Origin of the sequence: Wenjunlia tyrosinilytica (genome assembly GCF_014646055.1) — a bacterium.
GTDB classification, from domain to species: domain Bacteria; phylum Actinomycetota; class Actinomycetes; order Streptomycetales; family Streptomycetaceae; genus Wenjunlia; species Wenjunlia tyrosinilytica.
Genome location: NZ_BMMS01000040.1, coordinates 1 through 25,485 on the forward strand (window position 1 = coordinate 1; position 25,485 = coordinate 25,485).

At 68.3% G+C, this 25,485-nt stretch carries 25 protein-coding genes and 5 pseudogenes; 14 read left to right on the forward strand and 16 right to left on the reverse strand.

From position 1 onward, the window contains the following. Window positions 1-546 precede the first annotated feature (546 nt). Genes IEY86_RS31280 through IEY86_RS31290 form a run of 3 tightly spaced genes read right to left on the reverse strand, consistent with a single transcriptional unit; the run spans window position 547 to window position 2,551 of the window. Window positions 547-876 carry a GntR family transcriptional regulator gene (locus IEY86_RS31280; RefSeq protein ID WP_189135293.1) on the reverse strand — a complete coding sequence of 110 codons (330 nt, stop codon included), beginning with the start codon at window positions 874-876 and terminating at the stop codon, window positions 547-549. Window positions 877-935: 59 nt separating this feature from the next. After that, entirely contained in the window at window positions 936-2,018 is a 1,083-nt protein-coding gene (locus tag IEY86_RS31285; protein ID WP_189135294.1) for a CU044_5270 family protein, read from the reverse strand. After that, window positions 2,015-2,551: an RNA polymerase sigma factor gene (locus tag IEY86_RS31290; protein ID WP_189135295.1), complete on the reverse strand. Its 537-nt coding sequence runs from the start codon at window positions 2,549-2,551 to the stop codon at window positions 2,015-2,017. Before IEY86_RS31290 ends, IEY86_RS31285 begins: the two co-directional genes overlap by 4 nt. A gap of 44 nt (window positions 2,552-2,595) precedes the next feature. Between IEY86_RS31290 and IEY86_RS31295 the strand changes: the two genes are divergently transcribed. Continuing rightward, window positions 2,596-2,760 carry a hypothetical protein gene (locus tag IEY86_RS31295; RefSeq protein WP_189135296.1) on the forward strand — a complete coding sequence of 55 codons (165 nt, stop codon included), beginning with the start codon at window positions 2,596-2,598 and terminating at the stop codon, window positions 2,758-2,760. A 181-nt stretch (window positions 2,761-2,941) separates the two neighbouring features. Then, window positions 2,942-4,317 (forward strand): annotated as a pseudogene (locus IEY86_RS31300) (IS1380 family transposase). A gap of 168 nt (window positions 4,318-4,485) precedes the next feature. Here IEY86_RS31300 and IEY86_RS31305 read toward each other — a convergent pair. Both IEY86_RS31305 and IEY86_RS31310 read right to left on the reverse strand, forming a co-directional pair. After that, window positions 4,486-5,016, reverse strand: a complete 531-nt coding sequence (locus tag IEY86_RS31305; protein ID WP_189135298.1) for a peptidase inhibitor family I36 protein — start codon at window positions 5,014-5,016, stop codon at window positions 4,486-4,488. A 368-nt stretch (window positions 5,017-5,384) separates the two neighbouring features. Then, window positions 5,385-5,785 (reverse strand): annotated as a pseudogene (locus tag IEY86_RS31310) (DUF6009 family protein). Window positions 5,786-6,006: 221 nt separating this feature from the next. On the opposite strand from IEY86_RS31310, the gene IEY86_RS31315 reads away from it, so the two are divergent. Together IEY86_RS31315 and IEY86_RS31320 are read left to right on the forward strand one after the other, a co-directional pair. After that, on the forward strand, window positions 6,007-6,258 hold the full coding sequence (locus IEY86_RS31315; RefSeq protein WP_189135300.1) for a hypothetical protein: 252 nt from the start codon (window positions 6,007-6,009) through the stop codon (window positions 6,256-6,258). After that, window positions 6,258-6,650 (forward strand): DNA-binding protein, encoded by a 393-nt coding sequence (locus IEY86_RS31320; RefSeq protein ID WP_189135301.1) that lies wholly within the window; start codon window positions 6,258-6,260, stop codon window positions 6,648-6,650. The genes IEY86_RS31315 and IEY86_RS31320 overlap by 1 nt, the downstream gene beginning before the upstream one ends. A gap of 710 nt (window positions 6,651-7,360) precedes the next feature. Here the strand turns inward: IEY86_RS31320 and IEY86_RS31325 are convergent. From IEY86_RS31325 to IEY86_RS31355, 8 genes and pseudogenes are all read right to left on the reverse strand, one after another. Beyond that, window positions 7,361-8,172, reverse strand: a pseudogene (locus IEY86_RS31325) (IS701 family transposase); the annotation flags it as partial. An 89-nt stretch (window positions 8,173-8,261) separates the two neighbouring features. After that, window positions 8,262-8,579 (reverse strand): hypothetical protein, encoded by a 318-nt coding sequence (locus tag IEY86_RS36995; RefSeq protein WP_229698934.1) that lies wholly within the window; start codon window positions 8,577-8,579, stop codon window positions 8,262-8,264. 160 nt (window positions 8,580-8,739) lie between these two features. Further along, a pseudogene (locus IEY86_RS37000) lies at window positions 8,740-9,264 on the reverse strand (reverse transcriptase domain-containing protein); the annotation flags it as partial. Beyond that, a complete protein-coding gene (locus IEY86_RS31335; protein WP_229698922.1) occupies window positions 9,155-9,979 on the reverse strand; it encodes a hypothetical protein in 825 nt (274 codons plus the stop codon). The pseudogene IEY86_RS37000 and the gene IEY86_RS31335, both read right to left, overlap by 110 nt. A gap of 308 nt (window positions 9,980-10,287) precedes the next feature. Continuing rightward, window positions 10,288-12,054, reverse strand: coding sequence for a hypothetical protein (locus tag IEY86_RS31340; RefSeq protein WP_189135302.1), 1,767 nt, complete (start codon window positions 12,052-12,054; stop codon window positions 10,288-10,290). Window positions 12,055-12,426: 372 nt separating this feature from the next. After that, window positions 12,427-12,900, reverse strand: a complete 474-nt coding sequence (locus IEY86_RS31345; protein WP_189135303.1) for a hypothetical protein — start codon at window positions 12,898-12,900, stop codon at window positions 12,427-12,429. A 361-nt stretch (window positions 12,901-13,261) separates the two neighbouring features. Further along, window positions 13,262-14,272 (reverse strand): hypothetical protein, encoded by a 1,011-nt coding sequence (locus IEY86_RS37005; RefSeq protein ID WP_229698923.1) that lies wholly within the window; start codon window positions 14,270-14,272, stop codon window positions 13,262-13,264. Beyond that, complete coding sequence (locus IEY86_RS31355; RefSeq protein ID WP_189135304.1) at window positions 14,265-15,146, reverse strand: ParA family protein; 882 nt, start codon at window positions 15,144-15,146, stop codon at window positions 14,265-14,267. The genes IEY86_RS37005 and IEY86_RS31355 overlap by 8 nt, the downstream gene beginning before the upstream one ends. Before the next feature lie 1,328 nt (window positions 15,147-16,474). Here IEY86_RS31355 and IEY86_RS31360 point away from each other — a divergent pair. Then, window positions 16,475-17,089 carry a hypothetical protein gene (locus IEY86_RS31360; protein WP_189135305.1) on the forward strand — a complete coding sequence of 205 codons (615 nt, stop codon included), beginning with the start codon at window positions 16,475-16,477 and terminating at the stop codon, window positions 17,087-17,089. Window positions 17,090-17,155: 66 nt separating this feature from the next. Here the strand turns inward: IEY86_RS31360 and IEY86_RS31365 are convergent, their stop codons facing one another. Further along, the gene (locus tag IEY86_RS31365) at window positions 17,156-17,545 is read right to left on the reverse strand and encodes a ParA family protein (protein WP_229698924.1); all 390 of its coding nucleotides are present in this window, start codon (window positions 17,543-17,545) and stop codon (window positions 17,156-17,158) included. Between the two features lie 599 nt (window positions 17,546-18,144). Here IEY86_RS31365 and IEY86_RS31370 point away from each other — a divergent pair. Then, window positions 18,145-18,963: a hypothetical protein gene (locus tag IEY86_RS31370; RefSeq protein WP_189135306.1), complete on the forward strand. Its 819-nt coding sequence runs from the start codon at window positions 18,145-18,147 to the stop codon at window positions 18,961-18,963. A 410-nt stretch (window positions 18,964-19,373) separates the two neighbouring features. Further along, complete coding sequence (locus IEY86_RS37010; RefSeq protein ID WP_229698925.1) at window positions 19,374-19,541, forward strand: hypothetical protein; 168 nt, start codon at window positions 19,374-19,376, stop codon at window positions 19,539-19,541. A 61-nt stretch (window positions 19,542-19,602) separates the two neighbouring features. On the opposite strand, the gene IEY86_RS31380 is transcribed toward IEY86_RS37010, so the two are convergent. After that, window positions 19,603-20,043, reverse strand: coding sequence for a hypothetical protein (locus IEY86_RS31380; protein WP_189135308.1), 441 nt, complete (start codon window positions 20,041-20,043; stop codon window positions 19,603-19,605). Window positions 20,044-20,489: 446 nt separating this feature from the next. On the opposite strand from IEY86_RS31380, the gene IEY86_RS31385 reads away from it, so the two are divergent. The 6 genes and pseudogenes from IEY86_RS31385 to IEY86_RS31405 all read left to right on the forward strand — a co-directional run bounded on the left by IEY86_RS31385 (window position 20,490) and on the right by IEY86_RS31405 (window position 24,644). Next, on the forward strand, window positions 20,490-20,663 hold the full coding sequence (locus IEY86_RS31385; RefSeq protein ID WP_189135309.1) for a hypothetical protein: 174 nt from the start codon (window positions 20,490-20,492) through the stop codon (window positions 20,661-20,663). Window positions 20,664-21,131: 468 nt separating this feature from the next. After that, a complete protein-coding gene (gene mobF, locus IEY86_RS31390; RefSeq protein WP_189135310.1) occupies window positions 21,132-22,871 on the forward strand; it encodes a MobF family relaxase in 1,740 nt (579 codons plus the stop codon). After that, window positions 22,868-23,179, forward strand: a complete 312-nt coding sequence (locus IEY86_RS31395; RefSeq protein ID WP_189135311.1) for a hypothetical protein — start codon at window positions 22,868-22,870, stop codon at window positions 23,177-23,179. Before mobF ends, IEY86_RS31395 begins: the two co-directional genes overlap by 4 nt. Window positions 23,180-23,471: 292 nt before the next feature. Beyond that, a complete protein-coding gene (locus tag IEY86_RS38270) occupies window positions 23,472-23,735 on the forward strand; it encodes a hypothetical protein (protein ID WP_373287116.1) in 264 nt (87 codons plus the stop codon). A 105-nt stretch (window positions 23,736-23,840) separates the two neighbouring features. Further along, window positions 23,841-23,966: pseudogene (locus tag IEY86_RS38275) on the forward strand (DUF6009 family protein); the annotation flags it as partial. A 372-nt stretch (window positions 23,967-24,338) separates the two neighbouring features. Then, the gene (locus IEY86_RS31405) at window positions 24,339-24,644 is read left to right on the forward strand and encodes a hypothetical protein (RefSeq protein ID WP_189135312.1); all 306 of its coding nucleotides are present in this window, start codon (window positions 24,339-24,341) and stop codon (window positions 24,642-24,644) included. Window positions 24,645-24,722: 78 nt separating this feature from the next. Here IEY86_RS31405 and IEY86_RS31410 read toward each other — a convergent pair whose 3' ends face one another. Further along, on the reverse strand, window positions 24,723-24,923 hold the full coding sequence (locus tag IEY86_RS31410; protein ID WP_189135313.1) for a hypothetical protein: 201 nt from the start codon (window positions 24,921-24,923) through the stop codon (window positions 24,723-24,725). Between the two features lie 10 nt (window positions 24,924-24,933). Between IEY86_RS31410 and IEY86_RS31415 the strand changes: the two genes are divergently transcribed. Next, window positions 24,934-25,410, forward strand: coding sequence for a transposase (locus IEY86_RS31415; protein ID WP_189135314.1), 477 nt, complete (start codon window positions 24,934-24,936; stop codon window positions 25,408-25,410). The last annotated feature ends 75 nt before the right edge of the window (window positions 25,411-25,485 follow it).

Below are 25,485 nucleotides of genomic sequence, written 5' to 3' on the forward strand. Positions count from 1 at the left end.
CTACGTCCTGGGCGTCTTCCTCACCGAGCCCATCAGCTGGATCGACCGCTACGGCCACCGCCCCACAACCCCCCAGGAGAAGGTGGCCGCTCATACCCTCTATGCACACCTGGGTGAACGCATGCGCCTGCGCCACCTGCCCCCGTCCTACGAGGCCTGGACCTCTTGGCAGTCGGACTACGAAGCCCGACACGGCGCCCCGACCGCGCAGGCACGGCGCCTGATGGAAGCGACCCGCGGGGTACTGTCCAAGCGGTTCTCCCCCATCCCGCCCGCCGTGGTCACCGCCTTGGCGNCACCGCACACGTCATCCTGAGAAGCAGAGCGGCAGCCATGCGATGGCGGCACGGCACGAAAACGGTCCACCGACTCCGTCGGCGGACCGTCACGAAACTTCGAGGCTAATAGACTCAAGACCCTGAAGCGACAGATGTTCGACCGGGCCGGACTCCCGTTGCTGCGCAAGCGAGTTCTCCTGGCGTGATCCACGTGGCGCTCCGTCACGCTCCACAAGAATCTTGCCTGAACCAAATCCAAATATCGCCATCATCGTCCGCGATGCCACTTCCATGGCCGCCAGCGGAGCGCGCCATGGCCCGGTTCGGTGGAGCTTGCGCCAGTGCCTTCTGGCCAATGCTCGCCTCGCGTCTCGATGAAGTAGGTGTCCTCGTACTCGTCGGTCAGCTGAAGAAGCCCTGTTCGTCGAAGAAGGCGGATGGCGGCATCTACATCGGCTGCGGACAGTCGGTACAGGGACTGGAGTTCTTCTCGAGGAGGTAGGAGTTCCCCCCGCTGATAGCGGCCTGCCTCGACGCCCTCGCGCACATCTTTGATCAAGTGCTCCGGCGTGGGGAGGGCGATCTCTTCGCGCGCCACGCCGGGCAGGCCGGCTGACTTCGCCCAGGATGGCCTCGGATACCTGCGCTCGGGCATGTTCAGGGCCTTCCGTCAATTGTGTGTGTGTGGCCGCTGCTGAGGATCTCGCTGACCGCGAGGGTGGCAGGCACGCTCACGTTCAGCTTTCGAGCATTGCCGAACAGGGCATCCTCGCTGCCCATGGGACAGCCGGTGGCGGGATCGAAGAGTACGGAGGCGCGCTGGGTACTGCCGTGCCAGGTCTGGGTCTGGTAGACGGCAATGGCCTTGTGCCCCTGCCACGACGTTGTACCGGCCACACGGACCGACCGGCTGTCGGCCAGCACACGCAGGGCGGCCGCGCGCAGCTGCGGGTGGACCGGGCCGGAGCGTGAGGCGTAGTCCAGCATGGCGGCCACGCCGTTGATGATGTGCCCGCCGTCCCAGGAGACCTTCTTGAGCTGTTCGGCGAGGCGGGCGGGGTCGGTGGACAGGGGCCCCACTTTGCGCCAGGCGTCGATCTCGGGCTGCCGCGGGAACTTCCCCGGCCCGTACATGCTGTTCTTGACCCCCTTGCCGGCGATGAGGCCCGCCCGCTCAGCGGCCCGCTTCTGCTTCGCGTCGGGATAGATCGGGTCGCCGTAGGCGCTGCGCTGACGTCCGGAGCCGTCCGCCTTGACCCATGATTCGGTAACCGTCGGCACGGCCACGCTGGCCACTCCCCCCGGTACATCCCCCGCCGTGTTGAGCCACCATCCCCATTCCTTCCGGTACAGATACGGCCCATCGGCGGTCTCGGACGGCAACTTCTCCACACGACCGGCGAAGTCCAGCAGCACCTCGCGTGCCGACCGTCCCGCAAACGGCACGTAGTGCAGAACCGCAGGCGTAAAGGCAGTCGCTCGTGTCCTTGGCTGCGCCGCAGGTCGCAGCTGGTACCCGGCGACGGTGGCTGCGGCTGCGCCGGTGGCGGCTGCCGCGCTGACCAGGATCCGGCGGCGGGTGACGAGCCCGGGGCGGACCTCACGCACGCAGGCTGCCGTGCGCCGCAGCGCGTCAAGGTCGTCCTCGGCGCGCGGTGACAGCGCGGCGCCCGCACCGCAGCTCGACGCCGGATCAGCCTGTGCGGGCAGCAGTTCCCGCACCCGCTCGATGTCTCTCATCGCCCGACACTCCCATCTGCAGATTCCGACTCCCGCTCAGGCACAGGATCACCGGGATCCGCCAGGGCGCACTCCAGGTGACGCCGTGCCCGATGCAGCCGCACCAAGAAGGCGCCGCGGCTGCAGCCCAGCACCCCTGCCGCCTGCCCGGCATCGAGCCCGTCCCATGTGACGAGCATGAGCACCTCCCGGTCCCGGGCCGAGAGGTGCCCCAGGACGTCCACGGCCCCCAGAGCGGACAGCACCTGCCCATCCACCCCGGGCACCGTCGCAACACCGCTCCCGCGAAGCCGGCCTTCAAGGCGGGCAGAACGCTCCTGCGCCCTCACGGCGTTCGCGGCCACCCTGCGAGCGATCCCGTACAGCCAGGGCAGCGGGTCACCGCGCAACGTCCCCCAACGCTCCCAGGCGATCACGAAGACCTCAGAAGCCGCGTCCTCAACGGCCTGCGGAGGCAGTCTTCGCCACAGGAACCGCACCACCTGCCGGTAACACCCGCGGAAGGCCTGCTCGAACCGCTCCCACTCATCCACCTGTGCGCACCCAGCCCTCCCCACAGCCTGGCATCACCCAGGTTGTGTCCGACAGCGCCGCGCAATTACGCCCCGAGGCGAAGATCTTCGACCAGCGCGCCGAGATCATTCAGCTGCGGATCCGTAATCGCTTCACCGGCGTGCACGATAGAGCGTCCCCACAACCGGACCACTTCCACACCGGAGGCAAGGCCCGCTCGTCATGCTGAGCGGGCCTGCGCGCACCCGCTCTTCGTCGGTGCCGGCGCGCGCAGGCCGCTGCGGCTAGCCTCGCGCTTTCATGCGGTGGCCTGTCCGCAGGCTGATCAGAAACACAGAAAGTGCTCTTGACCTGCAACGACAGGACTTGCTGAGGGTCCTGTTGGCTGCGAGGAAAAGAGCACTTTCCGGGTGAGAGAGCCTATCGCGTCGTACCCGCGTGTCCGTGTCCAGGAGACGGCCTCCAGGTGGTCTCGCAGGCTGGCTCGGTCCTGCTGGTGGAGACGGTCCGTAGAACCGGCCTCGACCAGGCGATATCCGCGGCGCTGGCACCGTGGCGCAAACCCCGGGCCGTCCATGATCCGGGGAAGATCCTCCTGGACGTCGCACTGGCGGTCGCGTTGGGCGGGGACTGCCTGGCCGATGTCGGCATGCTGCGGGCCGAGCCCGCCGTGTTCGGGCCGGTCGCCTCCGACCCGACGGTCTCCCGCCTGGTCGACACCCTCGCAGCCTCCGGAGAGAAAGCTCTGCGGGCGATCCGTGCCGCGCGGGCCGAAGCACGCCAGCGGGCCTGGCAGTTGGCCGACGGGAAAGCGCCCGATGCGGGCAGGGCGGTGACCGTCGATCTCGACGGGGTGCTGGTGACCGCGCACTCGGACAAGGAGGACGCTGCACCGACGTGGAAGAGAACCTACGGTCACCACCCGCTGATGGGGTTCGTCGACCACGGACCGGGCGGCACCGGTGAGCCGGTGGCGGCCCTGCTCAGGCCGGGGAACGCGGGCTCGAACACGGCCGCCGACCACATCACCGCCACCCAACCGGCCCTGGCTCAACTGCCGAAGAAGTACCGGCGCGGACGTCAGACCCTGATACGCACCGACTCCGCGGGCGGCACCCACGACTTCGTCGCCTGGCTCGCCCAGCGAGGACGGTGGCTGTCCTACTCGGTCGGCATGGTGATCACGGACACGATCCACCAGCACGTGCTGAAGGTTCCGGCGTCGGCCTGGACGCCCGCCGTCGAGGCCGACGGCGGGATCCGTGACGGCGCCTGGGTCGCCGAACTCACCGGCGATGTCCTGGACGGCTGGCCGAAGGGCATGCGGCTGATCGTTCGGAAGGAACGGCCGCACCCTGGAGCTCAGTTGAGGCTCACGGACGCGGACGGCATGCGGCTGACCTGTTTCGCCACCAACACCCCCGGCCGGCCGATCGCCGAACTCGAGCTCCGTCACCGGCTGCGGGCCCGCGCCGAGGACCGCATCCGGGCTGCCCGGGCCACCGGCCTGCGGAATCTCCCTTTGCACCGCACCGCCCAGAACCGGATCTGGCTGGAGATCGTGCAGATCGCACTGGACCTGCTGGCCTGGATGCCGATGCTCGCACTGACCGGCACGGCCAGGCTCCGGGAGCCCCGCCGACTGCGGCTCCGTCTTTTCACCACGGCCGGACAACTCGTGACCACCGGCCGTCGGCGGATCCTCCGCCTGGCCCGGCACTGGCCCTGGACCAGCCACATCACCACAGCTCTCGAGCGGCTCGCACTCCTGCCGAACCCCGGCTGACCAACGGATTCCCGTCCCTACGACAGCAGCTCAACGCTCGGAGCAGTGGAACCCGGCGCCACCCCGAGGCGACACTCGGGCCCTGGGCCTGCACAGCCTTCGCCCACGGCACGAAAACGGTCCACCGACTCCGTCGGCGGACCGTCACGAAACTTCGAGGCTAAGTGATCACAGGCGGCAGGCGAAGGCGTGCATTGCCCTGTCGTTCTTCGAATCGCCTACGTAGGCAACCTGGCTCCAGGGGTTCTCCACCCACAGCCGGACAGATGTACTGTAAACCTCCACCTTCATACCCCAGTGGTCGATGTTGCGGGTTGTGTTGACCCAGGAACTCGCCTTCCGTGCGAAGCCGTAGTCATCGAACGCGATCGGGTCCTGGCAATGCGCCCAGTTCCACTGCAGCCGTCGGCCACCGAAGTTCGAGTTCTCATAGAAGCAGTACCAACGGTTGTCATCCCCGCCTGCCGGGCACTTGTGCCAGTTGACATCAGGCGTGGCGTCGTCAGCCGAGAAGCCCATGAGGTCGCGGGCCGCCGGACTCGCCGCCGGCGCCTGCTCCTGGCCGGGCAGCGGCAGCGTGAGGATCGGCTCGCCCCCGTTCCATGCAATCTCGTTGGCGCTGATCTGGACGCCACCGGCTGTAGTGCTGAGTGTCTCGTCGACCTGGCTCTGAAGATCTGCCCGCTGTGCAGCGGTCAAGGTGGTGACGCTTGACCGCGCATCTGTGCTCGCCACAGACGGAAGACCACTCGAGGCGTCAGCCTGCGCGGAACTGTTTGCAGTGAGCGACGCGCCGAAGAGCAGGGCGATTCCTGCGGCCAACTGAACAACTCGCCTGTGCAATCTCCTGTTCATCTCTCTCCTCAAATGAGGCGGATGGGACGCAGGGAAACTAATGCGCGGCGATAAACAAGTGATGAATGGCAGGACCAAAGGGAATTCTGGGGCAGCAGCTAAGCGATAGGTGCATGATGCGGTGCGCTGCTACCCGAGCCGTCGGCGCAGGTGCACTGGAAGGCCGCCTCACCGCCTGCGAGTCACCTCTTGCATGGTCAGTGCGGGCCGGATCACAGGGGCAGTGTTATCCCCAATTCCTGCATGGCTGAGGAGGGGGGCCGCCTTCGGAGCGTTCGGTCTTGCGGCCCTTGCTGCCTGCGGCCAGGGTGCGTGGGTCGACGGCTTCGGCCGGGGCGCCGGTGGCGTACAGGCCCTGCGGGTCGCTGTCGCGGTCGTGGGGCAGCAGCCAGAACACGCGGCGGCGGAAGGTGCCGGAGGAGCGGGAGGGTTTGGCCTGGGGGGCGAGCCGGGCGTAGCCGATCATGCGTCCGTCGCGGTGGTAGGCGGGTTTGCCGCGGCGGGTGGGCAGGCGGTCCAGGCTCTGGCGCACGTAGTCCAGGTCGGTGGGGTCCTCGAGCCAGACGAGTTGGTCTTCGTGGAGGAGTTCGTCCTCGCTGATCAGGGAGCTCATCTGGTGTCCTGTTCGTCGGCGAGCAGTCCGATGCCGGGGTAGTACTTGCGCGAGTTGGACAGGATCATCTCCTTGGGCGAGGCCAACCCGGCAAGCTCTCTTGCCCGGGTTCAGGATCCGCGACCTTCTTCGGTGACGAGGATGTCGGCGAGGTTGTCGATCTTGCGGTCGTCGGGCGCTCAAATTCGATCACTTTTCCTACCTCTGGTAGGATCAGGACCATGGGCGGTAGCAAAAAGTACTCCATCAGTCTTCCCGAAGACCTCGCCGAAACCGTACGCACCCATGTGGGCCCCGGCGGCTTCTCCGCCTACGTGGCCGAGGCGCTGGAGCAGCGTGTGGCCATGGACAGGCTTCGTGAGATCGTCGCGGACTTCGAGACCCACAACGACCCGCTGTCCCGGGAGGAGATCGAAGCGGCCCGCGCCGTGCTGCGCCACGATCGAGGTGACTCGGGCGGTGCCGCAGCCTGATGCCCGGCACGCTCCTTCTCGACAGCGAGGGCCTGTCCAAGCTCTACCTCAAGGACCGCGCCGTCCTGGCCCTCGTCCAGGCAGCCCTGGAAGAGGGCATCCGTGTGGCCACGACCGCCATGACCACCCTCGAGGCGGACCACGAACGCATCCACCCCGCCCGCATCCGGTGGGCACTGTCCCGGATCGACGTCCATGACGTCACCAAGGACGTCACCGACCAAGCGGCAGCACTCTTGCGCGGCCACCACCTCAGCGGCCACACGAACACCATCGATACCGTCCTCGCCGCCGTCGCACGCTCCGCGCCAGGACCGGTGACCGTCCTGGCCTCCGACCCCGAGGACATCAGCCTGCTCTGCGGACCGGCCGTCAAGGTCATCAAGGTCTGACAACCCGGATGCCGGGCCATCGGTCCGGCGCTCCTCCGGGAACCACCCGCTCTCGACACGGACTCGGTCCACACGGTCCTGGACACCTTCACCCACGCCGACCTGCGCACCGCCGACCTGACCGGCATCGACCTCGGCGCAGTGCACTGTTCGCAGCACACGACGCCACGGCCTCCGGCCGTGAACGTCGAAGACCTCAAGGCCCGCTCGGACGAAAGCCCGCCCGGCAGCGGGACCCGGACCGTCCGGTCCGATACCGCAGCCATCCACGACCACGCCGAACTCGGATGAACTCCCCGCCATCACCCCCAGCAGTCCTCCGGCTTTTGGTCAGCTGTTCCTGCTTATTGATCAGAAACTCGAAGGGTTCCATTCGAGGATGTAGCGGACGTGTGGGCCAGCGACGTAGCCGCCGGCGGGGTGTGGCTGACGTTGACGCCGGTGGACGGACCTGCGGGTCTCGGCGGCGAGCTGGGCCTGGCCGCCGGGCCCGACTGCGCATCGGAGGGCTTCGCTTAGTACTCCAGTCGCAGTTCGCTATCACTGCGGGGCAGAGCCGTGTTTCTGAGTGTACTCGGCTGACGCCGCGTCAGTTTGTGGAAGTTCGTGACCTCGGATGCGGCGGCGGTAGTGGCAGCGTCTGGCGATGGCCTGGTGGTGCCTGCGCCAGCGCGACCAGTTCAGTTCGTGGCCGGTGCGCCGCAGGTGTGTCACCGGGGGACGGCCAACTGCCAGGAGCCGTCGGATTTCTGCCACGGTGAGTGGCGCGAGAGCGCCGGAACCGTTTCTGCCGCCCCCTTTTCGGCTGCCGCTGAGGCCATGGCGGCGAGGAAGGCGTGGGCGAGCATGGCCAGTGTGATGTGCCGGTACCAGCCCGGATAGCGGCGGACCTCGTACTGGTCGAGGCCGCACTCGTTCTTCGCGGCCTGGAAGGCTTCCTCGATCGCCAGCGGCTCCCGGCAACGCGCACGAGTTCGGCGACGGCGGTGCCGTTGGGTGCGTAGGCGAGGTAGTAGGCGACCTCGTCCGGACGGGCCGGGCTGCGGCGGGCCAGGACCCATCGCTGGTGGGTGGGCTGATCGCCGTCGAAGTCGTCGATGGCGGGCAGCCGGGCCGCGGCCCAGTCGTAGATGCGCGGGCCTTTGGCGCCGTTGCCGCAGGAGTGGCGCTCCCAGGCATCGTCGGGTGCCTGGGCGATGGCGAAGTCGGTGCGGCCCAGGGCGTGGACATGCTGGGACTTCGGCACGGCCAGGACATAGCTGACGCCGGCCTCCTCCAGCATGCGGCGCAACCGCCATTCCTGGCCGTAGGCGGAGTCCGCGGTCACCCGGGCGATGGGCAGTGGTGAGGCCAGCGCCCGCTTCACCATGGCCTTGGCCAGGTCGCCCTTGGTGGCGAACTCCCGCTCGTCGGGGATCCTCGCTGCCCGGCAGCGATTTCGGTCGGACATCCAGGACTTGGGCAGATACAGCTCTCGGTCCACCAGGGCCCGGCCCTTGGCTGAGGCGTAGGCGGCGAAGAGTCGGGTAGGACCGCCGCATTACTGCGGCGGTCCCCCCTCACGGCCGTGCGGGCTTTCCCCGCAGCTCGGCTCAAGCAAGCCCCAGGGGCTCACAGACGTGCAGTGCCACAGGTCGAGTGGATGAGACGGAGCTGCACCCCGTCCGACGTGTCGACCCCGCGATAGGTGATCTTCCTGGCGGTGATCGCCTGGCGGGTGCCCCGCAGCCATCGCTCCCATTCGGTGGGGCTGGACGGCGGGTCGTCGACGTGCAGCAGCGGGCCCCGGCAGATCAGACACTGCCCGTTCTGCGCCTGGAGCAGACGCAGGGTGGCGCGGTCGATGGGCGGTGGTGCGCTGTTGCGGCGCCGTTCGGCCCAGTAGGTGGCCAGAGCAGGATCGTCCGGGGACGCCGAGCCATGGACCATCTGGTGTCGGACGATCTTCGTCAGGCGAATTTCGGCAGTAGGCGCCGCTGTCGCGGTCGCCGAACACCCACTGGTCCTGCCGGGACTTGTTGAACTTGCCGTAGTACCGGGCGGTGACCCAGTGCCGGGGCTTGTTCGGGTGGGCGCGGGTCGCCCACTTGTAGGTGAGCTTCCACATGCAGTCGTCCAGCGCGGTGAAGATCTCGCTGGCGACCACATTCCGGTAGTAGGCGGACCATCCCCGGATGATCGGGTTGAGCCGTTGCAGCACCGCAGCAACATTGGCCCCGGGAAGGGACCGCACTTCGGCGCGCAGCCTGTTCCGGATCCGTCTGACGGCTTCGCGGCTCGGCTTGATCAGCAGCTTGCCGTGATAGCGGCGGATGGTGAAGCCGAGGAAGTCACAGCCCTCTTCGAGGTGGACGACGCGCGTCTTGTCCTCGTTGAAGACCAGCCCTCTCGGCTTCAGCCACTCGGCAAGCCGGGCCTTGACCTGTTCGGCCTGTTCCCGTGAATGGCACAGGGCGACAAGATCGTCGGCGTATCTCACCAGCAGCGGGGAGCCCGGCATGGTGTCACCGCCACGGCGGCCGGTCTGCCGGTACTGGACTCCCGCAGCCGTCTCCATCCCGTGCAGAGCGATTTTCAAGAGCACCGGGCTGATCACGCCGCCTTGCGGCCGCATGGTTGGCCTTCTCCACGACACCCTTGCGGTTGCCGCGACGCGGCGGGCAGATGTCGACGCCGTAGTACTTCGCGACCGCGGCGAAGGAGGCGGTGACCTGTCCGCTGGAGGTGTAGCAGACCGTCGCCATCCGGTCGAAGCGCCACCGTCTCGCGGTCCCGCCCAGTTTGCGGACCACCCGGTCGAGGGCCTGGACCAGGTGCGGGAAGTCTTCGGACTCTGCCAGCACCGCTCGCCACCGGCCGGAATGGGCGAGCGCCCCGACCAGCAGGTGCGCGTGCTCACCCACTGCCCAGCTCTGCGGCGGGTCCGGCAGCTCCAGCCAGTCGAACTGGATCTGCTCGCCCGGCGGATGCGCGATCACCGAGACGTTCCGGCCGGTCGCCGCATGGCACGGCTCGCAGTGGGGCCGGACCTCAAAGCGGCGAAGCGCGCGGGTGAACGTCGAGTACCGGCCTTCATAACCCAGTCCCCTGACCTCGTCGAACAGGGTCGAGGCCCACAGATGCGGATCATCGGCCAGCCGCTGCCGGCAGTACTGCAGGAACGACACAAACGCATCCGGAGTCCGACGGCGCTGCCCCGGGACCTGCTCGCCGTTCAGATAGGCACGGATCGTCTTGCGGTCACGGCCCAGATGCCGCGCGATCGCCGAGATCGTCCAACCCTGACGACGCAGTGCGTGAGCGTCCACGTCTTCCTCCCACGTGAGCATCCGGGCCCCCGACCAGGCCGAACTCGTAGCTCACGCAGACTCTCCTCGACCACAGCAACCCATCCCGACACGCCGAGCGAGACCACACGAAGGGTGGGGAGATCAAAAGAGCAGGTTTGGTCCACCCCAGAGCACCAGGTGGCCGAATTCAAAGAGTGTCATCAACGCCGGCTTCCTCGGCGCGACGGAGGTCGGCTGGGCTTGTGCCGCGGTCCCCCAGTGCCGCAACGGCGATGGGATCCGGCAGTTGTCCGCTGGCACCTCTCGGCGATTCGGCGGCCTTTTCGCATGACGGGGAGCGGACACCGTCAGGTGGCGACCATTGGTCGGACAGTGGAAGCCTCCCAGTGGAAGACCCGGTTCCGCGCGGCCTGCAAGACGGCACGTGTCTGCTGGCTCTCGTTCTGTCCCGCGGCCCGGGCTCGCGTGCGGGCGCTGTCGGCGTGCTGAAGCACGTCGTCGCGTGCCACAGCGGCCGCGTCGAGCTTTGCCCGGCCCGTAAGGCCATGCCCTGCCGCGTCCATGGCCTGCGTGACGATGTGCCCGAGCGTGCAGGCGTCGGCGCAGGGTCCGCATCGAGCAGGCCCGTGGCGATCGGTTTGGCGGCGGCCGCAGTCCGGGCAACGAGCGGTCCCCGCGAAGGCGGTTTCATCCCCTGACGAAGAGAGTCTCCTGGATGCCGCAGATGTGGGGGCTTGCGGGCCGGCCTCGGCAGGGACCTGTGGGTCGGTCGTCGCACACGGCTCCGTGCTCGACGCAGCGGTGGTCACGTGGTCGGCTCGCTGCGACTGCTCGGCCTTGCGGTGGGCTCGTTCGGCCAGGCACACCTGGCATGCCTGGCCAGTGGCCCACCGGATGCCTGACTCGCACTTGGGGTCGTAGCAGCCCCAGCGGGGCAGCGCGGCCTTGATGATCCAGCCGCCCACGTTGCTGATTTGTGCCGGGTCTGTCCTGGCGAGCCGTAGTTGCAACCGTTCGCGCAGCCGTGCGGGCTCGGTCCCCAGGGCGAGCTGGGCACCGACTTCGCGGGCGATCTGACGCTGGATGTAGACCGTGGTCCTCGGAATCAGGGACCGGAGGGGTTCGAGGACCCAGGAGATCCTCGGGTTGTACGTGAGCGGTGGGCCTGTGTATGGACGGCGATGTCCGCCAGGGGCGCTTGGGCGCTTGGTGGGAGTCGGGGTGGGCGGTGCGGCTGCCGCGCGGAGCGCGAGATTCGCTGAACTCGCGGCGACATGGGGTGTTCGGGCATCGAGCGTGGGGACGTTCCGCCTACTCAACGGGATTTCGCCTGCGGCGGGTGGGCACGGCGCCGCGGCGTCGTGATCGTGTCGGTCAGTCAGGTGGTCTTCCTTAGTCGCGAGGGATCCGCCACCGGATGGAGAGCCCGATCCGCCACCGGAGGCGGAACCCCGACGTGGGTCATCGGTGGCGGTCCGCGGGCCGTTGGGGTCGTCGCCGGTCATGGATGTCTTGGAGGGCGAACCGGTGGGCTGGACGACGGTGAACAGGTGTCGGCCCTGTCGGCCCGCGCGACGCTGCACGGTGAGCCAGCCGCGGGCCTCGAGGGCGTCGACCGTGCTGCCGGCGCAGGCGGCGCCCACGGGCTGGCCTGCGCGCGAGCCGCGATGGTGTCGCAGCAGCTCCCCCAGTTCGCTCTCGGACACCTGCATGTTCTGGGCCTGGGCGTAGGCGAGCGCGGCCCAGGCGCGCAGTTGGCGAGGGTCGAGGTCGTCGGCGGCTGCCACCGGTACCCAGACGAAGCGTTCTGAGGTGTTCATCTTCCGCGGGCTGCGCAGCGCTGTCGTACCTTGCCCGCCCGGCTTTGTGCGTCGTTGGCTGAGGAGTTCTACGACGCCGTCGTGAGGATCGGGGTTGCTCAAGGCGCTGAGGCCGCGTTCAACCGTGCGCTTGCTCAGCCGCAGGTAGGCGGCCAGGACGGCGACTCCTGCGGTGCAGGCTTCTGGCCGCATCGCCAGGGCCTTCACTTTGATGTAGACCGCAAGCGCCGAGTCGGGATAGGCGGCTGAGCTGATGACACGCCACGGAACGCGGACGCGGTCGGTGCGACGCATTGGTGGGTGAACGGGTGCGTTTGGGGCGGGGCGGGTGCCGGTTGGAGGCAGCACGAGACCTACCCCCGGAGTGGCAGCTATGATGTGCTCCAGGAGCTAGTGACCGGGAAAGAGGCAGACAAGAACTAGCCGCTCGGCGTCGTAGCTGTGGCAGAGCGGTTTAGTCGCAGGGTTGTTCAGCTGTGTCTGGCACCTCTCCTCTCAGGTCAGGGCGTTGGAGGACGCCTGGCTGCTGTTGTGAGAAGTCGGGGGTGGTGCCCCGGCTCCTCGATGCGCCGCTGGGCGGCGTGGTGGACAGCAAAGTTCGCAGTTGCTATCCACCACGCCGCCCAGCGAGGTTTTGGGGATGCCCGAGCCAGGGGTTCTGGGTGTTCATGCTGCCGGTGCGTCTGTCTTGCTCGAGCGGCGGATACGGGGCTTGGGGAGCTTCGCGAGGGCTTCGGGGAGCTGGGTGATCCACAGGCCGATGGGGATGCGGAAGGCGGGCCGCCCGGAGAGCACGTCCAGCTCGAGCGCCGCTCGTTCGCCGGGTGTGGTGGCGGTGTGAACGCCGTCGGGGAGGACCCACATCGCGGTCTCGTGCGTCGTGGAGTGGCTGGATAGCGCCTCGCGTGCGGTGTGGACCGCGAGTTCCTGCCAGAGCTCGAGCTGCTGCTTGGCGCTTCTGGGGCGCTTCTCGCCCGGCCAGGCGATCTGGGAGACGCATGCGTACACCCGCAGGGCGATCACGTCGTCCTCCGAGTGGGGCTCGTGGATCACACCGGCGTTGAGGGCCTTCCATCCCCAGTGCTCGCTGACGCCTGCGGCGACGTGGAGTGCGTGTGTGGTCAGGGTCGCGCGCGACATCTGCACCCTTCCTTCTCGGTGACGGGCGTGTGTGCTGATCGAAACCTACCGCAGCTCGGCACCTTTCCGCGTGTCACAAGGACATCCGCGTGTCTCTTTGGGCGGCATTCCCGTCAAAAGGCCAGCCAGGACAGTGTGTTCGATAGCTGCACTCGTTTGGGAGTTCGGGTGTCACATGGATGGTTTGCCTGGCCGTGCGTACGTGGGCACGTAGGGGGGATCGATGGCTAGCTGGATCGTTAGAGGGAATGTTGTAGCGATGCGGCATACGGGATAGAGAAGAAGACAATGAAGGGTGCACTGGCCGGGATATCGGCCGGTACACCCTTCGGTATATGTGCTGTTCAGTGCGGCGATGCGGTCAAGCAGGCGGCGGAGCCGGCCTTTGCAGCTCCCCCTCGGCCTCCATCGCCCGCAGCAGCTCGGTGATGACCGCGGAGATGACGTAGAGGCCTTTGCGTCCGTGGTTCGCCTCCTGGAGCGCGAGGTTGAGCTCCGAGGCATAGGCCCGCGCGTCGGGGCCGATACGGTACGTGGACTGCAGGCCGGCGTCGACGAAGCCCATGCGTTCAGCCAGGAACGCCTGGGCGCAGGCCACTTGGTCGTCGATGTTCTGAGGAGCGTGCCGCAGTGCGGCATCGATGTAGTGCCCCAGTGCGAGCTGAGTGTTGCCCGAGGAGCGCTTGTCGCGGGCCAGGCGCTTCTTGAGGCCGGCCAGCACGTCCGGAAGGATCCGAAATCCGTGCATGCCCCACGTGTTGGAGGCGATCTTGGCGTCGGCGAAGCTCTCCCGCACAGCCTGGTGCGCCCACTCCCCCCGACGCGTGTTCCGCCTGCGTGGCGCGTAGGCCACGCCGGTCCTGGCGAGGGGGGTTGACGCCGACTGGCTGCTGTCGCTGCTCGGTTGCGTGTGCTCGCGCGTCGCCGCGGCCGCGCTCTCGGCCGACTGCGACTGCTGACGGCCGGAGTCGGCACCCGATCGCGGCTGCGGCGCCTGGTCCCCGTCGACCTCGGGAACAACGGTACTTGGGGGCGCAGCGCCATGAACGTGTACCGGCGTCTGGTTGGGGGCGGGCGGCACCACCGATGGTCCGCCGGGTGCGTGCCCGGGCGCGGCGGGAGGCATCGGAGCGACTTGGGTGGGAAGGGATGCGTGGCTCTCGCCACCGGGAAGGGTGAAGGGGGCCGCGGCGGCGTCCGCGGGGGCGGCCCCGGCCGCGAAGGCGTTGGCGGCGATCTGGTCCGCACCGGCGATGACGCTGTCGAACACTCCGGCGGTCTTGGGCGGCTTGCGGGCCGGGAAGGCCCGGGCGGCCTTCTTCGCCGGCTTCTTGCGTCCGCTTTGTGGTGCGTCGGTCTCGTGGTCAGACACTGGTTGGCTCCACATCGATCACGGGCGCGGTCTCCCAGGTGCTTGGAGGAGTGTCCATGCGGGTCATGACTTCGTTGAGGAGCGCCGCGTAGAGCTTGCCCGGCGGGTGGTTGGCGTGACGGATGACGGCCGGCATCCCCACGCCGAACGCGGAAGAGATCCGCCGGTCTGTTCGGATGTCGGTAAGGAAAGGCAGCAATCCGGCGGAGACCATGCCATTGCGGACTTCCACCTCTTCACCGCTCCACTGCGATGGCGGGTTGGACTTGTCCAGCACTGCGCCCAGGTACTGGGGGGTGCACTCCCCCTGGGTGCGTTCGGACACGAATCTCACCGATCCCCGCAGGGTCACAGCGCCCTTGACGGTGGCGTACTCCGGGTTGCACACGGTGAGAACCCAGTCCCCGGAGGCCCATCCCACCGTCGACAGGCCCTGAATGGCCGGAGGGGTGTCGACGACGACGTAGTCGTAGTCGTCGGCCACTGTCATGAGCATGCGCCGCAGGATGGGCGTCGCCTTGTAGCCGCCGGCGACCACGAGGTTCTGAGCGTTGCTCATGGTGGACTCTTCCGAGGCGAGCAGATGAAGAGATCCGTCGCAGTCCCACCCGTCCAGCAGCTCGGTCCGGTCGAATCGCAGGGCACGCAGGTCGGGCATCGCTCCCTGCGCTGCCATCTGCAGGCCCAGACCGAGCGATCGCTGGATTTCGTCGTTGGTGATCCTCAGGCCCAAGGCCTCACCGGCCTGCGCCTGAGGCTCGAGGTCGACCACCAGGACCCGAAGGCCAGAGAGCGCGAGGCTCGCCGCGAGATTGACTGTCGTGGTCGTCTTGCCCACTCCACCCTTCTGGCTCGCCACCACCAGCACCTGCATGCTCTTCGCCGCCCCTTCATGTCCCAATTGGGATTCTTAGCTGCTTTGATGCCACGTGACACGGGGTGTTGAGATGTCGAATTGTCCAGTATCTGCTGATCATCGACGTTGCCCCCCCGTGCTTAGGCTCGTGTCACAGGATCTTTGAGGCACGACGATAACAGCAGGCATGGCCTTGAGTGCCGCAGACGCGCGCGAGAGCTTAGGCGGGTGGGCGATTTCCGATGAAGATCGCCCGGCAGCACGCGAAGTGGCGCGCGCGGCAGCCGATCCGGTCGCTACCGGACGGGTCTGACGGTCAGCTCGCTGGACAGCGGAGAGCCGAGCCTGCTCGGTAGAGCCGCCGCTCGTCGGCGGCAGCGTTCGTGGGACAGGAACCGCAGCAGCGACGGCGGCCGCTTGTCCGTCCGGTCGGCAAGAAGCGAGAGAGCGCATCGGCAAGGTAGGTCGATCCAAAGCTCGTTACTGCGTCGGCGCGCGAGGAGGTACGCAAGCTTGCACGCTAACAAGGGCGCTGTGTAGGTAGCACAGTAAGGCGACCCATCGCACGTTCGGACGCTAACGCAATGCGTCGCAAAGGCGGTCGGAAGCTGACACGTCAGTCAAGGCACTGACTGACTCAGCAGGTCGGAGGCAAGGCCGCAGGCAAGCAAGTCGGGTGGGACGTCAGCTGAGTGTCTAGTACGCGAGTACCCAAGCAAGCACACAAGGTTGCAGGGTAGCAGGTACGCAAGGAAGCTGACCAGTGGGCAAGTAAGGCATGAAGTAAGCAAGTAACGTAGCTAGCTAGCTCGCTAGTTATAGAGCAACATGCATCAACATTGAGCACGTTAGATGTATGAGGCTGTTTTACGTTGTGATACTCCATCTATATATAGATGCAGAGAAGCACCTATTGGTAGTTGCATGTGACGCAACTTTGTAAAGTATATCTCACGCAATATGCATCGTTATATCTTGCAGCTCAGACTGCCTGTAGCTTCAGCGTCTCGACCAGGGATCGGGGTGAGAGTCGGGCCGGAACGCGTGATCAAGTCGCTGCCCCGGCAGCCCTCGTCAGCCGTGACAAGCACCGTGGTGTCGCAAGCAGCATGGGGCAGGCAACGGAAGCAAACGGCGGCATCCCGATGGCCACAGACCGCACCAGGAGAGCGACACCGCTCCACCCACGCGCCATGAAGGACGACGAGCGACCATCGCCTCGACTTGGCAGGGGCGACGGCAACGAGGAGCACAGCAGGCGCCTGATCGACGCAGACCGGTTCGTCACTGGATCAAGCCGTAGCCTACAGAGCGCAGTACTCCCTCCCCTTCAGGAAGGCGTCCGCATGGCCGACGTGATCCAGCGGGTGACCGGCCCGGTGTTCGCCCAGTACCACCAGTTCCTCATCCGGGAGGACGACCAGGTGGTGGGCCCGCACCTGCCTGTCCACTCCAACGGCCTGGTCGAGATCGAGGACGACCGTGCCACCGTGGACACCGGCGTCCACACCGCGGACGTGGAAGTCACCCTCAGCCTCCACCGCGGCGAACCCGCCCCCGACCTGCGCCACTGGCAGGAGGTGGTCGAGGTCTCCCTGCACTCGACCACCGGCGAACTCCAGCTGCGCGCGATGGGAGTCGACCTCGAGTGCGACTTCCCGCTGCTGTCCTTCGCCGGCCCGGGGGACTACCGGATCAGAGTGCACGCGAGAGGACGCGACACCGCGGTCGACGGTGCACCGGAGGAGATTGTCGAGTGGTATCTGATCCAGGCCTGGCCGGCACCCGCCGCCCCCGCCACGGTCCTGGCCGCCGACGACGACTACGGCGAAGAATGGCGCGCCACCATCCCCGGCCCGCACGAGACGATCATGGGCACGACGACGCGCATGCCGTATGACGACCCCGCGGGGATCCGGGAGCGCGAAGCCCGGCTCCGCAATTCAGGCAACGACGACTAGCAGGCTCAGCACAAGGCGAAGGCGCGTGTTGCCCTGGGCGACACGCGCCTTCGCCGTACCCCCTTTTCAGGTGGGCTCTTGACGGACTGGCCACCGCTGCGAGTCGGCGAGCAGGTGCTTGGCCAGGCTGGGTGCCTCGATGTCGAGCAGCGGATGGCCCAACTGCTTCGGCAGGTGCCCCTGCGGGTCGTAGTCGATCAAAAGGGTGCGGTGCTCGGACTCCGCGAGGGCCTGCGCGGTGCTGGGCCTTCTGGTTCCCGAAGACGATCCGTCGGGCCCCGGTGACCCGCGGGGCCTTCGGCCGGGGGACGGGTTGCTGTCGAGCCACAGGCGGACCGACCGGGCGATGCCCTGGCTGTACGAGACATTCCTGGCCTTGCAGTCCTTCTTGACGCTGCCGTAGAGCCCGGCCGGCAGATAGGTCGCGAACGAGGCCCCGCCGCTGGTGTCGACCACAGGGCGGTCCTTCGCCTTCCGCCAGCTTCCACGCCTTCCGTCACGGCGTCCTGGATGTCCCTGCCCAACTCGCGGCCCGGACCTTGAGTTCCTTGCACAGCTCAGCGGGCAGCTTCGCTACCACCTTTCCCGATCACTCGGGTCGTATGGCGCGGTCATGGCGGTACCTTACTCACCCCGATGCTCTCGGAGACCCCACAGGAGGCATGTCGCCCCAGCTTGTTGTCCGCGGACAACAAGCACACGGAGAGGAGGAACTCACCGCACCACCCCACCCCTTCGCCACCCTGTGCTTCCCACGAGCACAAGGCCACGCCCCCAACAGTGGCTTCGCGGCCCGCAGGACCCGACACTTCGGCGGGGGAGTGGCCCACCAAACCGAGGGCCGTCAGGTCGCCCGTACGGCTTCTCGGCCAGCGGCGCGTGCACCTCGGCCCTATGTGTGCGGACAGCCGCACGGGCAAGAGGTTCGCCTCGGCCAAAAGCTACGGGCGATTCGGGCAAACGTTCGTATCGCCGTTCAGGTGAAGGTGCCAGGCCGGTTGCATGAGGGCTGCCGGGGCGCGCATGCACTCCGGTTGTTCTCTTCGAGGGGGTCCGTGAAGTATCAGATTTGCGGCCGGGTGAAGGTGGTGGCGCTGGCAGCGGTCGCCGCGCTGATACCGCTGATGCCGACGGCGCAAGCAAGTACCGGTACGGGCGCTGGGGAGGGGCTTCGGGTGGAGTCCTTCATGCGGCCTGCAGGGGCGCGGTTGCCGTCGCTGGAGGATCTGCAGGCCGAGGGCGGGTACGAGGCCTTCAAGCGCGAGGTCGCCGGGGACCCGGACAGGGACGCGGTGGGGCCGATGGAGACGGTCGGTCCGGCTGCCCGGTACGGGCGGCTGTCCTCCCGTCCTTCCGCGTCGGAGCCTGTGCCGCAGCTTGTGCGCGGGCCGTCGGGGGTCAGCTGGCCCGAGCCGTCGCACACGATGACAGCGGCCGAGTGCAGGAAGGGCCTCGGCAGCGACAAGAAGTTCTTCTCCAAGTCCCGGTTCACGATGTGCTCGGGCGCATCCTTCACCCAGATCTGGCTCAAGGACAACGAGCCGGTGGGGGAGAGCCAGTTCGTCATGCTGTCCGTGGGCACGGTCGCCAAGAGCAGCCGGACGATGAAGGTGCAGCACTACTTCACCGATCTGACCAAGACCAGCGAGACCGTCACCAGCGGCCTGATGATCACCCGAAGATCACGATTCCGCAGAAGTGGCCGGCCGCAGCTAAGTACCACGAGGGCGGCAGCATTCCAGGGGCGCAGAGCTTCGATGAGATCAAGAGCCAGCATCCGGCCACCTTCCAGCACACCGTGGTCTTCAATCCCAAGCAGGGCTCGGGCCGGGACGACCTGGTGTTCGCGATCTACCAGCCCGAGGTCAAGGTGACGCCGCCGCCCGGCCACGTCCTGGGCGGGGACCCAGGCGGCAAACTGTTCTTCCTCGCACCCCGTTGGGACAAGGCGCAGTACCTCGCGGCCAAGCAGAAGGGGGCTGCGGGCTTTCTCCCTCGTGGCGACACTGCGGTACCGCTCCAAGAAGGGCGCTCCGGAAAAGGCCGTGGCCGACCACATCAAGAAGGCCTACGCCCATCCGGGCACGACCAAGCCGGTCAACAGCAAGAAGCACGTGCCCGGCGCAGACCTCAAATACCCGCTGCACCTCCTGTACCACGACGAGAAGCGCAGGGACGACAACCGCAAGGAAGCCATCAAGGTCTGCAAGAAGTACTGGGGCAGCAACTGTCCCCAGGGCGGCAAGGAGTGCGATGAGTTTCCGTTCGCTGTCACCTACGAAGGGTGCGCGCAGCACGCCTACGAGCCGTCAGCGCCGAAGGACACTTCTCGGCGATGCCCCTGGCCGGCAAGGACAACGGTGCCGCAGGGGCACTTCTCTCGAGCTTCTACGGCAAGACCAGGATCGTCGACGGGAAGGACAACGACGCCTTCATCGTGATCATCAAGTAGAAGCGATCATCAAGGAGAAGCGGAAGGCGGGGTGCGGTCCCGCTCGGGACCGTACCCCGCGTCAGGCACCGAGGGGCCAGAACTGCACCAGGTACTGTTCCACCCCCCGGGGCACATCCAGCTGAGCCTCCCAGTGTACATTTTCACGTCCGGCGCAGTGCACCCGAACTCCCCACCGTCTGCCCGGGGTACCCAGGTGCAGCACCTTCTGCATCGGGCGGGTAAGCCCACTCAACGTCAACTCCCCCGATGGGCAGAAGATCTCCGCCTCGGCCTGCGCCTCCCAGAGCGTGCTCACATCCGGATCAGGTTGGGCGTCCCAGATCTCGGCTTCCACCCGCGCCGTATGCGTGTGGCCGCCGCTGACGATGTCCAGCCTGCACTCCCGGGCAGTCAGGAACGGGCCGCCGCCGCCCACACCTTCCCAGTCATCCGGCCACGGCACAGGCACCAGCTCGTCATCTGCCTCCTCCAGGCACAGCGCGTAGTAGTCGACGGACACGTCCACTCCCAGCCTGCTCCGCACCGATGGCATCGCCAACTCCTCACCCCGCCTGCCCACTCAGCTCGCCCCAACTCTCCCAGCGCCTCGCCCACCACACCAACCCCACCGCCAGCGGCAGACGGGATCCACACCCTCCCTGCCGACGTGATCCAGCAGATCGAGGACGACCGTGCCACCGTCTACACCGGCGTCCACACCGCGGATGTGGAAGTCACCCTCAGCCTCCACCGCGGCGAACCCGCCCCCGACCTGCGCCACTGGCAGGAGGTGGTCGAGGTCTCCCTGCACTTCACCACCGGCGAACTCCAGCTACGCGCGATGGGCGCCGACCTGGAGCGCGACTTCCCGCCGCTGTCCTTCAACGGCCCGGGGGACTACCGGATCAGAGTGCGCGCGAGAGGACGCGACACCGCGGTCGACGGCGCACCGGACGACATCGTCGAGTGGTACCTGATCCTGGCCTGGCCGCCGACGACGACTACGGCGAAGAACTGCGCGCCGCCACCCCCGGCCCACACGAGACGACCATGGGCACGACGACGCGCAGGCCGCATGACGACGCGGCGGGGATCCGGGAGCGCGAAGCCCGGCTCCGCAATTCAGGCAACAACGACTAGCAGGGCCGGCACGCATGTGCCTCGGCAGTGCGCGCCTTCGGTGTCACCTTCTGCGACCGCTTCGCCCCGTGGTGCCCGGCGGGCCCGGCCTGGTCCGCCGACTACCTCGAGCTCTTCCTGGTCCGCTGGCTGGCGCGCCCCTTGATGTCACCGGCTGGATGCCCGACCAACTGCTCGAGGGGGGCGCGGCTCTGTGCAGAGACGGGTCGGTAGGGGGCCGATGGGCGGACGCTGTACGGATCGAAGGAGCGAAGACCGGCGACCGGTTCGACTGGCAGGCAGACACTCCCTGTGGACCGCTCGACCGGCGGGCGGAGGCGGGTGCGTCGTCGCGCAGCATTTGCACGCTGTCTCCGGGGACCGCGTGACGGGGGGAGGAGTGTAACGGTTCGGTGTTTTCCTCCCGCCCGGCGGGAGGCGCCGCCGTTGGCGGCCTTCGACGGGGCATGGGAGGTGTCTGCTGGGCGGGTGATCAGTATTGCGAAGGTGGCTGCGGGTGCGGGGTGGCGGTACTACTTCCGCGGGGTGATGGCCGGTGACGGTCCCCGTCCGGCGGGCAAGGCGCTGCGCGCCGCGCAGGAGGAGGCCGGTGTGCCGCCCGGGCGCTGGACGGGGCGGGGCCCGGCCGCGCTCGGGCTGGCGTCCGGCGAGACCGTGACCGAGCGGCAGGCCGAGCTGCTGCTGGGGGAGGGCCGGCACCCGGACGCGGACCGGATCGAGCGTGAGCTCCAGGCAGCAGGAGCGGACCCGGCGGCTGTGCGGCGGGCGACCGTGCTGGCGCGGCCGATCGAGCACATCGACTCCCCGGTGCTGGCGGTGGACCTGGTGTTCCGGGCGCCGCCGACCGCCCATGCGCTGTGGGCGCTGGCCGATGACGCCACCCGCCGCGTGCTGGAGGAATGCCACGAGATCGCCCGGGACGGAACGCTCGCCCGGTTGGAGGAGTCGGTGGCCCGGGTGCGGTGGGGCAGCGGCGGCGGCCACCAGGCGCCGGTCAAGGACGGGCTGGTCGTCGCCGTGTTCCGCCACCACGAATCCCGGTCCGGACGGCCGCTCCTTCACGATCACGCCGTGCTGTCCGTCAAAGTCCGCCGCCCGGACGGGACCTGGGGCAACCTCGCGACTGCCGACCTTTTCGAGAATGTCGTCGCGGCCGACGCCTTGTACACCCTGCTGTTCATGGAGGAGGTCTCCGCCCGGCTCGGGGTGGCGTGGGAGCCGCGCGAGGTCACCCCCGGCAAGCGCCCGGTCATGGAGATCGCCGGTGTCCCACATGAGCTGATCGGCTGGCAGTCCACCCGCCGCCAGCAGATCGAGCACGCCTACGAGGACCAGCTCCAGCAGTACCGGAGCGACCACGGGCACGAGCCGGGGGAGCGTGCCCGCTACAAGCTGGCCCTGATCGCCGCGGACAGGACCCGGCCGCCCAAAGGGATCCCGCGCACGCTGCCGGAGCTGCGGGAGCGGTGGCGCAGGTCCGCCGTCCACGCGGTGGGCGCCGACGTCGTCGACCGGCTTCTGGAGACGGCGCGGGCGGCGGCCACCGCCGTGTGGGCCCGGGTCCGGCCGGTGGTCGACCTGGCCCTGGCCGCCGTCGAGACCGTGGCCGTGGTGTACGTGATGCGCGGGGCGTTCCAGCACCGGCACCTGCTCGCCGAGGCCCGTCGGCACCTCACGTACGTGCTGCGAGGCCGCCGCCATGAACCGGGCCTGGACGAAGCGATCGTGCGGGCCGCCGTCGACGGCTGCACCCGCCCCGTCGGCAGGGCGCTCACCGCCGACTTCCGCTACCTGTACCCGCGCGAGAGTGACGGCCGGGCCGTCGTGCGCCCGCTGACCCGGCACCGCACGGCCTCCCGCTACGAGCGCGCCCGGCTCGCCGGTGACGCCCTCACCACCCGAGTCCGGGCCTCTCGCCGCTCGCGCCGCCTGGCCAGCCGTTCCCTGCCGCACGCCGTCGCAATTCCCGCCGCCCCGCCGCGCGAAGGATCGCACCACGGCCGGGAGAAGCAGCAGACGACCGACCTTGCCGCAGCCGAGGACACCCGCCGGTTCATCCTCACTGCCGCCAGACTCCGCGGCGGGGTGAAAGAGCGCGCCGCCTCGGACCCGCCTGCCCGACCCGCTGCCCCGACGAAGCCGCCGCACACCCAGCAGTCCCCGGGGCCCGTACCGGGCCGGGGGAGCACACCAGGAAGGACCGTATGACCACGCCGCCGCACGAGCAGAGGATCGAGGCCCTCGCCGCCCGGGTGAGGGAGGGCATCCGCGAGCGGGATGCCGCGTTTGGGCCGCGCCCCCAGCCCTCCGAGGGCAAGGCCCAAAAGCCGAAGGCACAGGCGCAGAAGGAGCTGCGCGAGCAGCGCGACCGGCTCAGGGCGGCAGGGCGCCGCCGTCTGACTTCCGGGCAGTCCCGCCGGCCCCGCCCCCGGCAGAGCCGCATCGGCAGCGCGGCAGCGCGCCGCGACGCGCGCGCCCTGTCCCGCATGCGCCACTCCACCGCGTGGCTGTGGTGAACGACCAGCCGCACCCGATGCCCGCGCACCCGCTGCACCCGATGCGCACCGCCCCACGATGCGCCGCATCATCGTGCGCGCCACGGTGGTTGCCCACCAAACCGCATCGCGTCGGTGCGCACCGCCCGCACCTGTGCACTGAGTGACCGGCCGACCCCTTGACCAGGTTCGCTACCCGGCACGTTTCCCCTGAACCGCCCCGCTGCGCCTGCTGAACAGGCCGTGGACAAGAGGGTGTGTGATAGCGGCGCCCGCCCGTATCCGGTGCGCATCCGATGCGGTGGGGTGCGCGGTGCGCTGCATCGTGCGTCGTGGCGCGCATCGGGTGCGCACCGTCGTCGGCCACGGTGCGCACTACACGGGTGGTGGTGCGCACTGGGTGCGCACCGGCCGGTGCGGGGTGCGCATCGAGGGCCTGGCCTACTGCGACGGCCGCCGGCTGCTCCAGGACTTTCGCGACGTCCTCGTGGTCGTCGGTGAGGATCTGCGCGGCCAGGCCCTGGACAAGACCAAACGCCGCAGCACCCGCCCCCCTACGCCCGCGACGGCCGCATGATCGGCTACGCCCTCCTCGACCAGACGGCCGAGCCCGACCCAGACAGCGGCCTGTACAAGCGGCGCGTGTTCTTCCTCCTGCCCCACGACCGCGACAGCCTCCCCGAGGGCCCTCTACCGCGAAGGCGCCCCCGGCGAAGCCGTCGACCCCCGCACCGTCCAACCCCAAAAGCCCGGAACCAAAACACCCCGCTCACAACACGGCCTCGCCACGACCTCCGTCACGCCGTAGCCCAGCCTGGCCAGGGGCAGCCCAACGGCCTCCACTCACGTCGGCATCCCTGGGGTGGGCGGATGGTTGACGGCGGCCCGAGCGGTACCCATCCCGGAGGCGGAGCGCCCCACCACGGCGGGGGAGTCATCGCCCATGCCCCCGAGCTCAAGCAGACGCCGGCTTGCAAGAACCCCGCCTGTGGCACAGCAGTCATCTACCAGGCTGTATGTCATGGACGGAGTTACTGGAAGCACAGTTCTCGCCCTGATCGGTGTTCTCCTCGGGACTGCCGGGACACTCGTAGGGCAGTACCTGGCGACACATGTCGAGGTGCAACGTGATCGGCGGCAACGCACGGACACAGAACGCGCTGAGCGCAAAGAAGCCATCTTGGCATTCCTCGCTGCCGCGCAACGCGTCGAGTTGATACTGGATCGCCAAGAACTTGGCCTCCCGACTACTGAAGACCCCGCAGACGAGAAGCTCCACGACCTGTGGCTGGCGAAGAAAGCCGTCGAGTTGACCTGTGCACATGAGACAGCCCAGGCCGCCCATGACTACACCAGGGCGCTGCACACCCGCATGCGCAACACCGCTGCGTCCGAACAAAGCCCCGCCAAACGCGAATACCGCTACGCCTTCATGGAGGTGGCACGGAACGCGTTGGAGAGCGGCCGCCCCACGATCAGGCGCTGACTCCCGGGGCGGCCGGGATTCCCATCATGATCGCGGTCATCAAAAACTGCGGAAGAGAGCCAAATGCACAGATCGTCATCAGCCGGTCGTGCCCGGGCGTAGGAGGCCTTCCACGCGGGCCCTGTAGCGCGCCAAGGCGTTGACCCGGCCGGGCAGGAGCAGGGCGAGGGCGGTCTGGAAGGCCGCAGCGGTTGATGAGGCTTCCTGGAATTCAAAGAGTGTCATCAGCCGGGTGTCGTAGCGCGTCACCGCGGCCGCCGCGACTAAATCGGACCGCACCGACGCAGCGTTGCTGGCCGACATCATCCGTATGAATCCCGGGCATCCGGTGCTGCCCGAGACCTCCGACGAGGCGACCGCGGTGGCGATCCTGGCCCGCGCCCAGCAGGACAGCGCCGAGGACGCCCGCTTGCGGGATCTGTTCGCCGCCCGCCGTCTGCGGCAGCGCCCGGTCACCGAGGACGCGATGGGGCAGCGCGCACTCACCCACCTCGCCGCGCTCAGCCACGCCTGCACCCACACCGAGCCACTCGCCGAGCAGACCGCACAGGCCTTCGCCCGCCACCCCCACCACGAGATCTACCGATCCTTTCCGGCCTGCGGCTCCCTGGTCGCGGCACGCCTGTTCGCCGAGATCGGTGACGACCCCGCCCGCTTCACCGCCCGGGGCCTGCGCGCCTGCGCCGGAACAGCCCCGCTGACCTGGGCCTGGGGAGGCAGTCGCTCGGTCACCCGCCGCCGCGTGTGCACCGCTGGAACCGGATGACGGCCCGGCGCCGCGCTTCGCGCACCAGTTATGCCGGCGGCGCCAGGAAGCGGACAGTCCAATTCAACGGCGGCT

Excerpts from the sequence above, each read along its gene's own strand:
- IEY86_RS31315 (WP_189135300.1), top strand. The coding sequence starts at position 6,007 with ATGGGCGGTAGCAAAAAGTACTCCATCAGTCTTCCCGAAGACCTCGCC.
- IEY86_RS31360 (WP_189135305.1), top strand. The coding sequence starts at position 16,475 with ATGGCCGACGTGATCCAGCGGGTGACCGGCCCGGTGTTCGCCCAGTAC.
- IEY86_RS31340 (WP_189135302.1), bottom strand. The coding sequence starts at position 12,054 with ATGCGTCGCACCGACCGCGTCCGCGTTCCGTGGCGTGTCATCAGCTCA.
- IEY86_RS31355 (WP_189135304.1), bottom strand. The coding sequence starts at position 15,146 with ATGCAGGTGCTGGTGGTGGCGAGCCAGAAGGGTGGAGTGGGCAAGACG.
- IEY86_RS36995 (WP_229698934.1), bottom strand. The coding sequence starts at position 8,579 with ATGGTCCATGGCTCGGCGTCCCCGGACGATCCTGCTCTGGCCACCTAC.
- IEY86_RS31345 (WP_189135303.1), bottom strand. The coding sequence starts at position 12,900 with ATGTCGCGCGCGACCCTGACCACACACGCACTCCACGTCGCCGCAGGC.
- IEY86_RS31395 (WP_189135311.1), top strand. The coding sequence starts at position 22,868 with ATGACCACGCCGCCGCACGAGCAGAGGATCGAGGCCCTCGCCGCCCGG.
- IEY86_RS31320 (WP_189135301.1), top strand. The coding sequence starts at position 6,258 with ATGCCCGGCACGCTCCTTCTCGACAGCGAGGGCCTGTCCAAGCTCTAC.
- IEY86_RS31285 (WP_189135294.1), bottom strand. The coding sequence starts at position 2,018 with ATGAGAGACATCGAGCGGGTGCGGGAACTGCTGCCCGCACAGGCTGAT.
- IEY86_RS31335 (WP_229698922.1), bottom strand. The coding sequence starts at position 9,979 with ATGCTCACGTGGGAGGAAGACGTGGACGCTCACGCACTGCGTCGTCAG.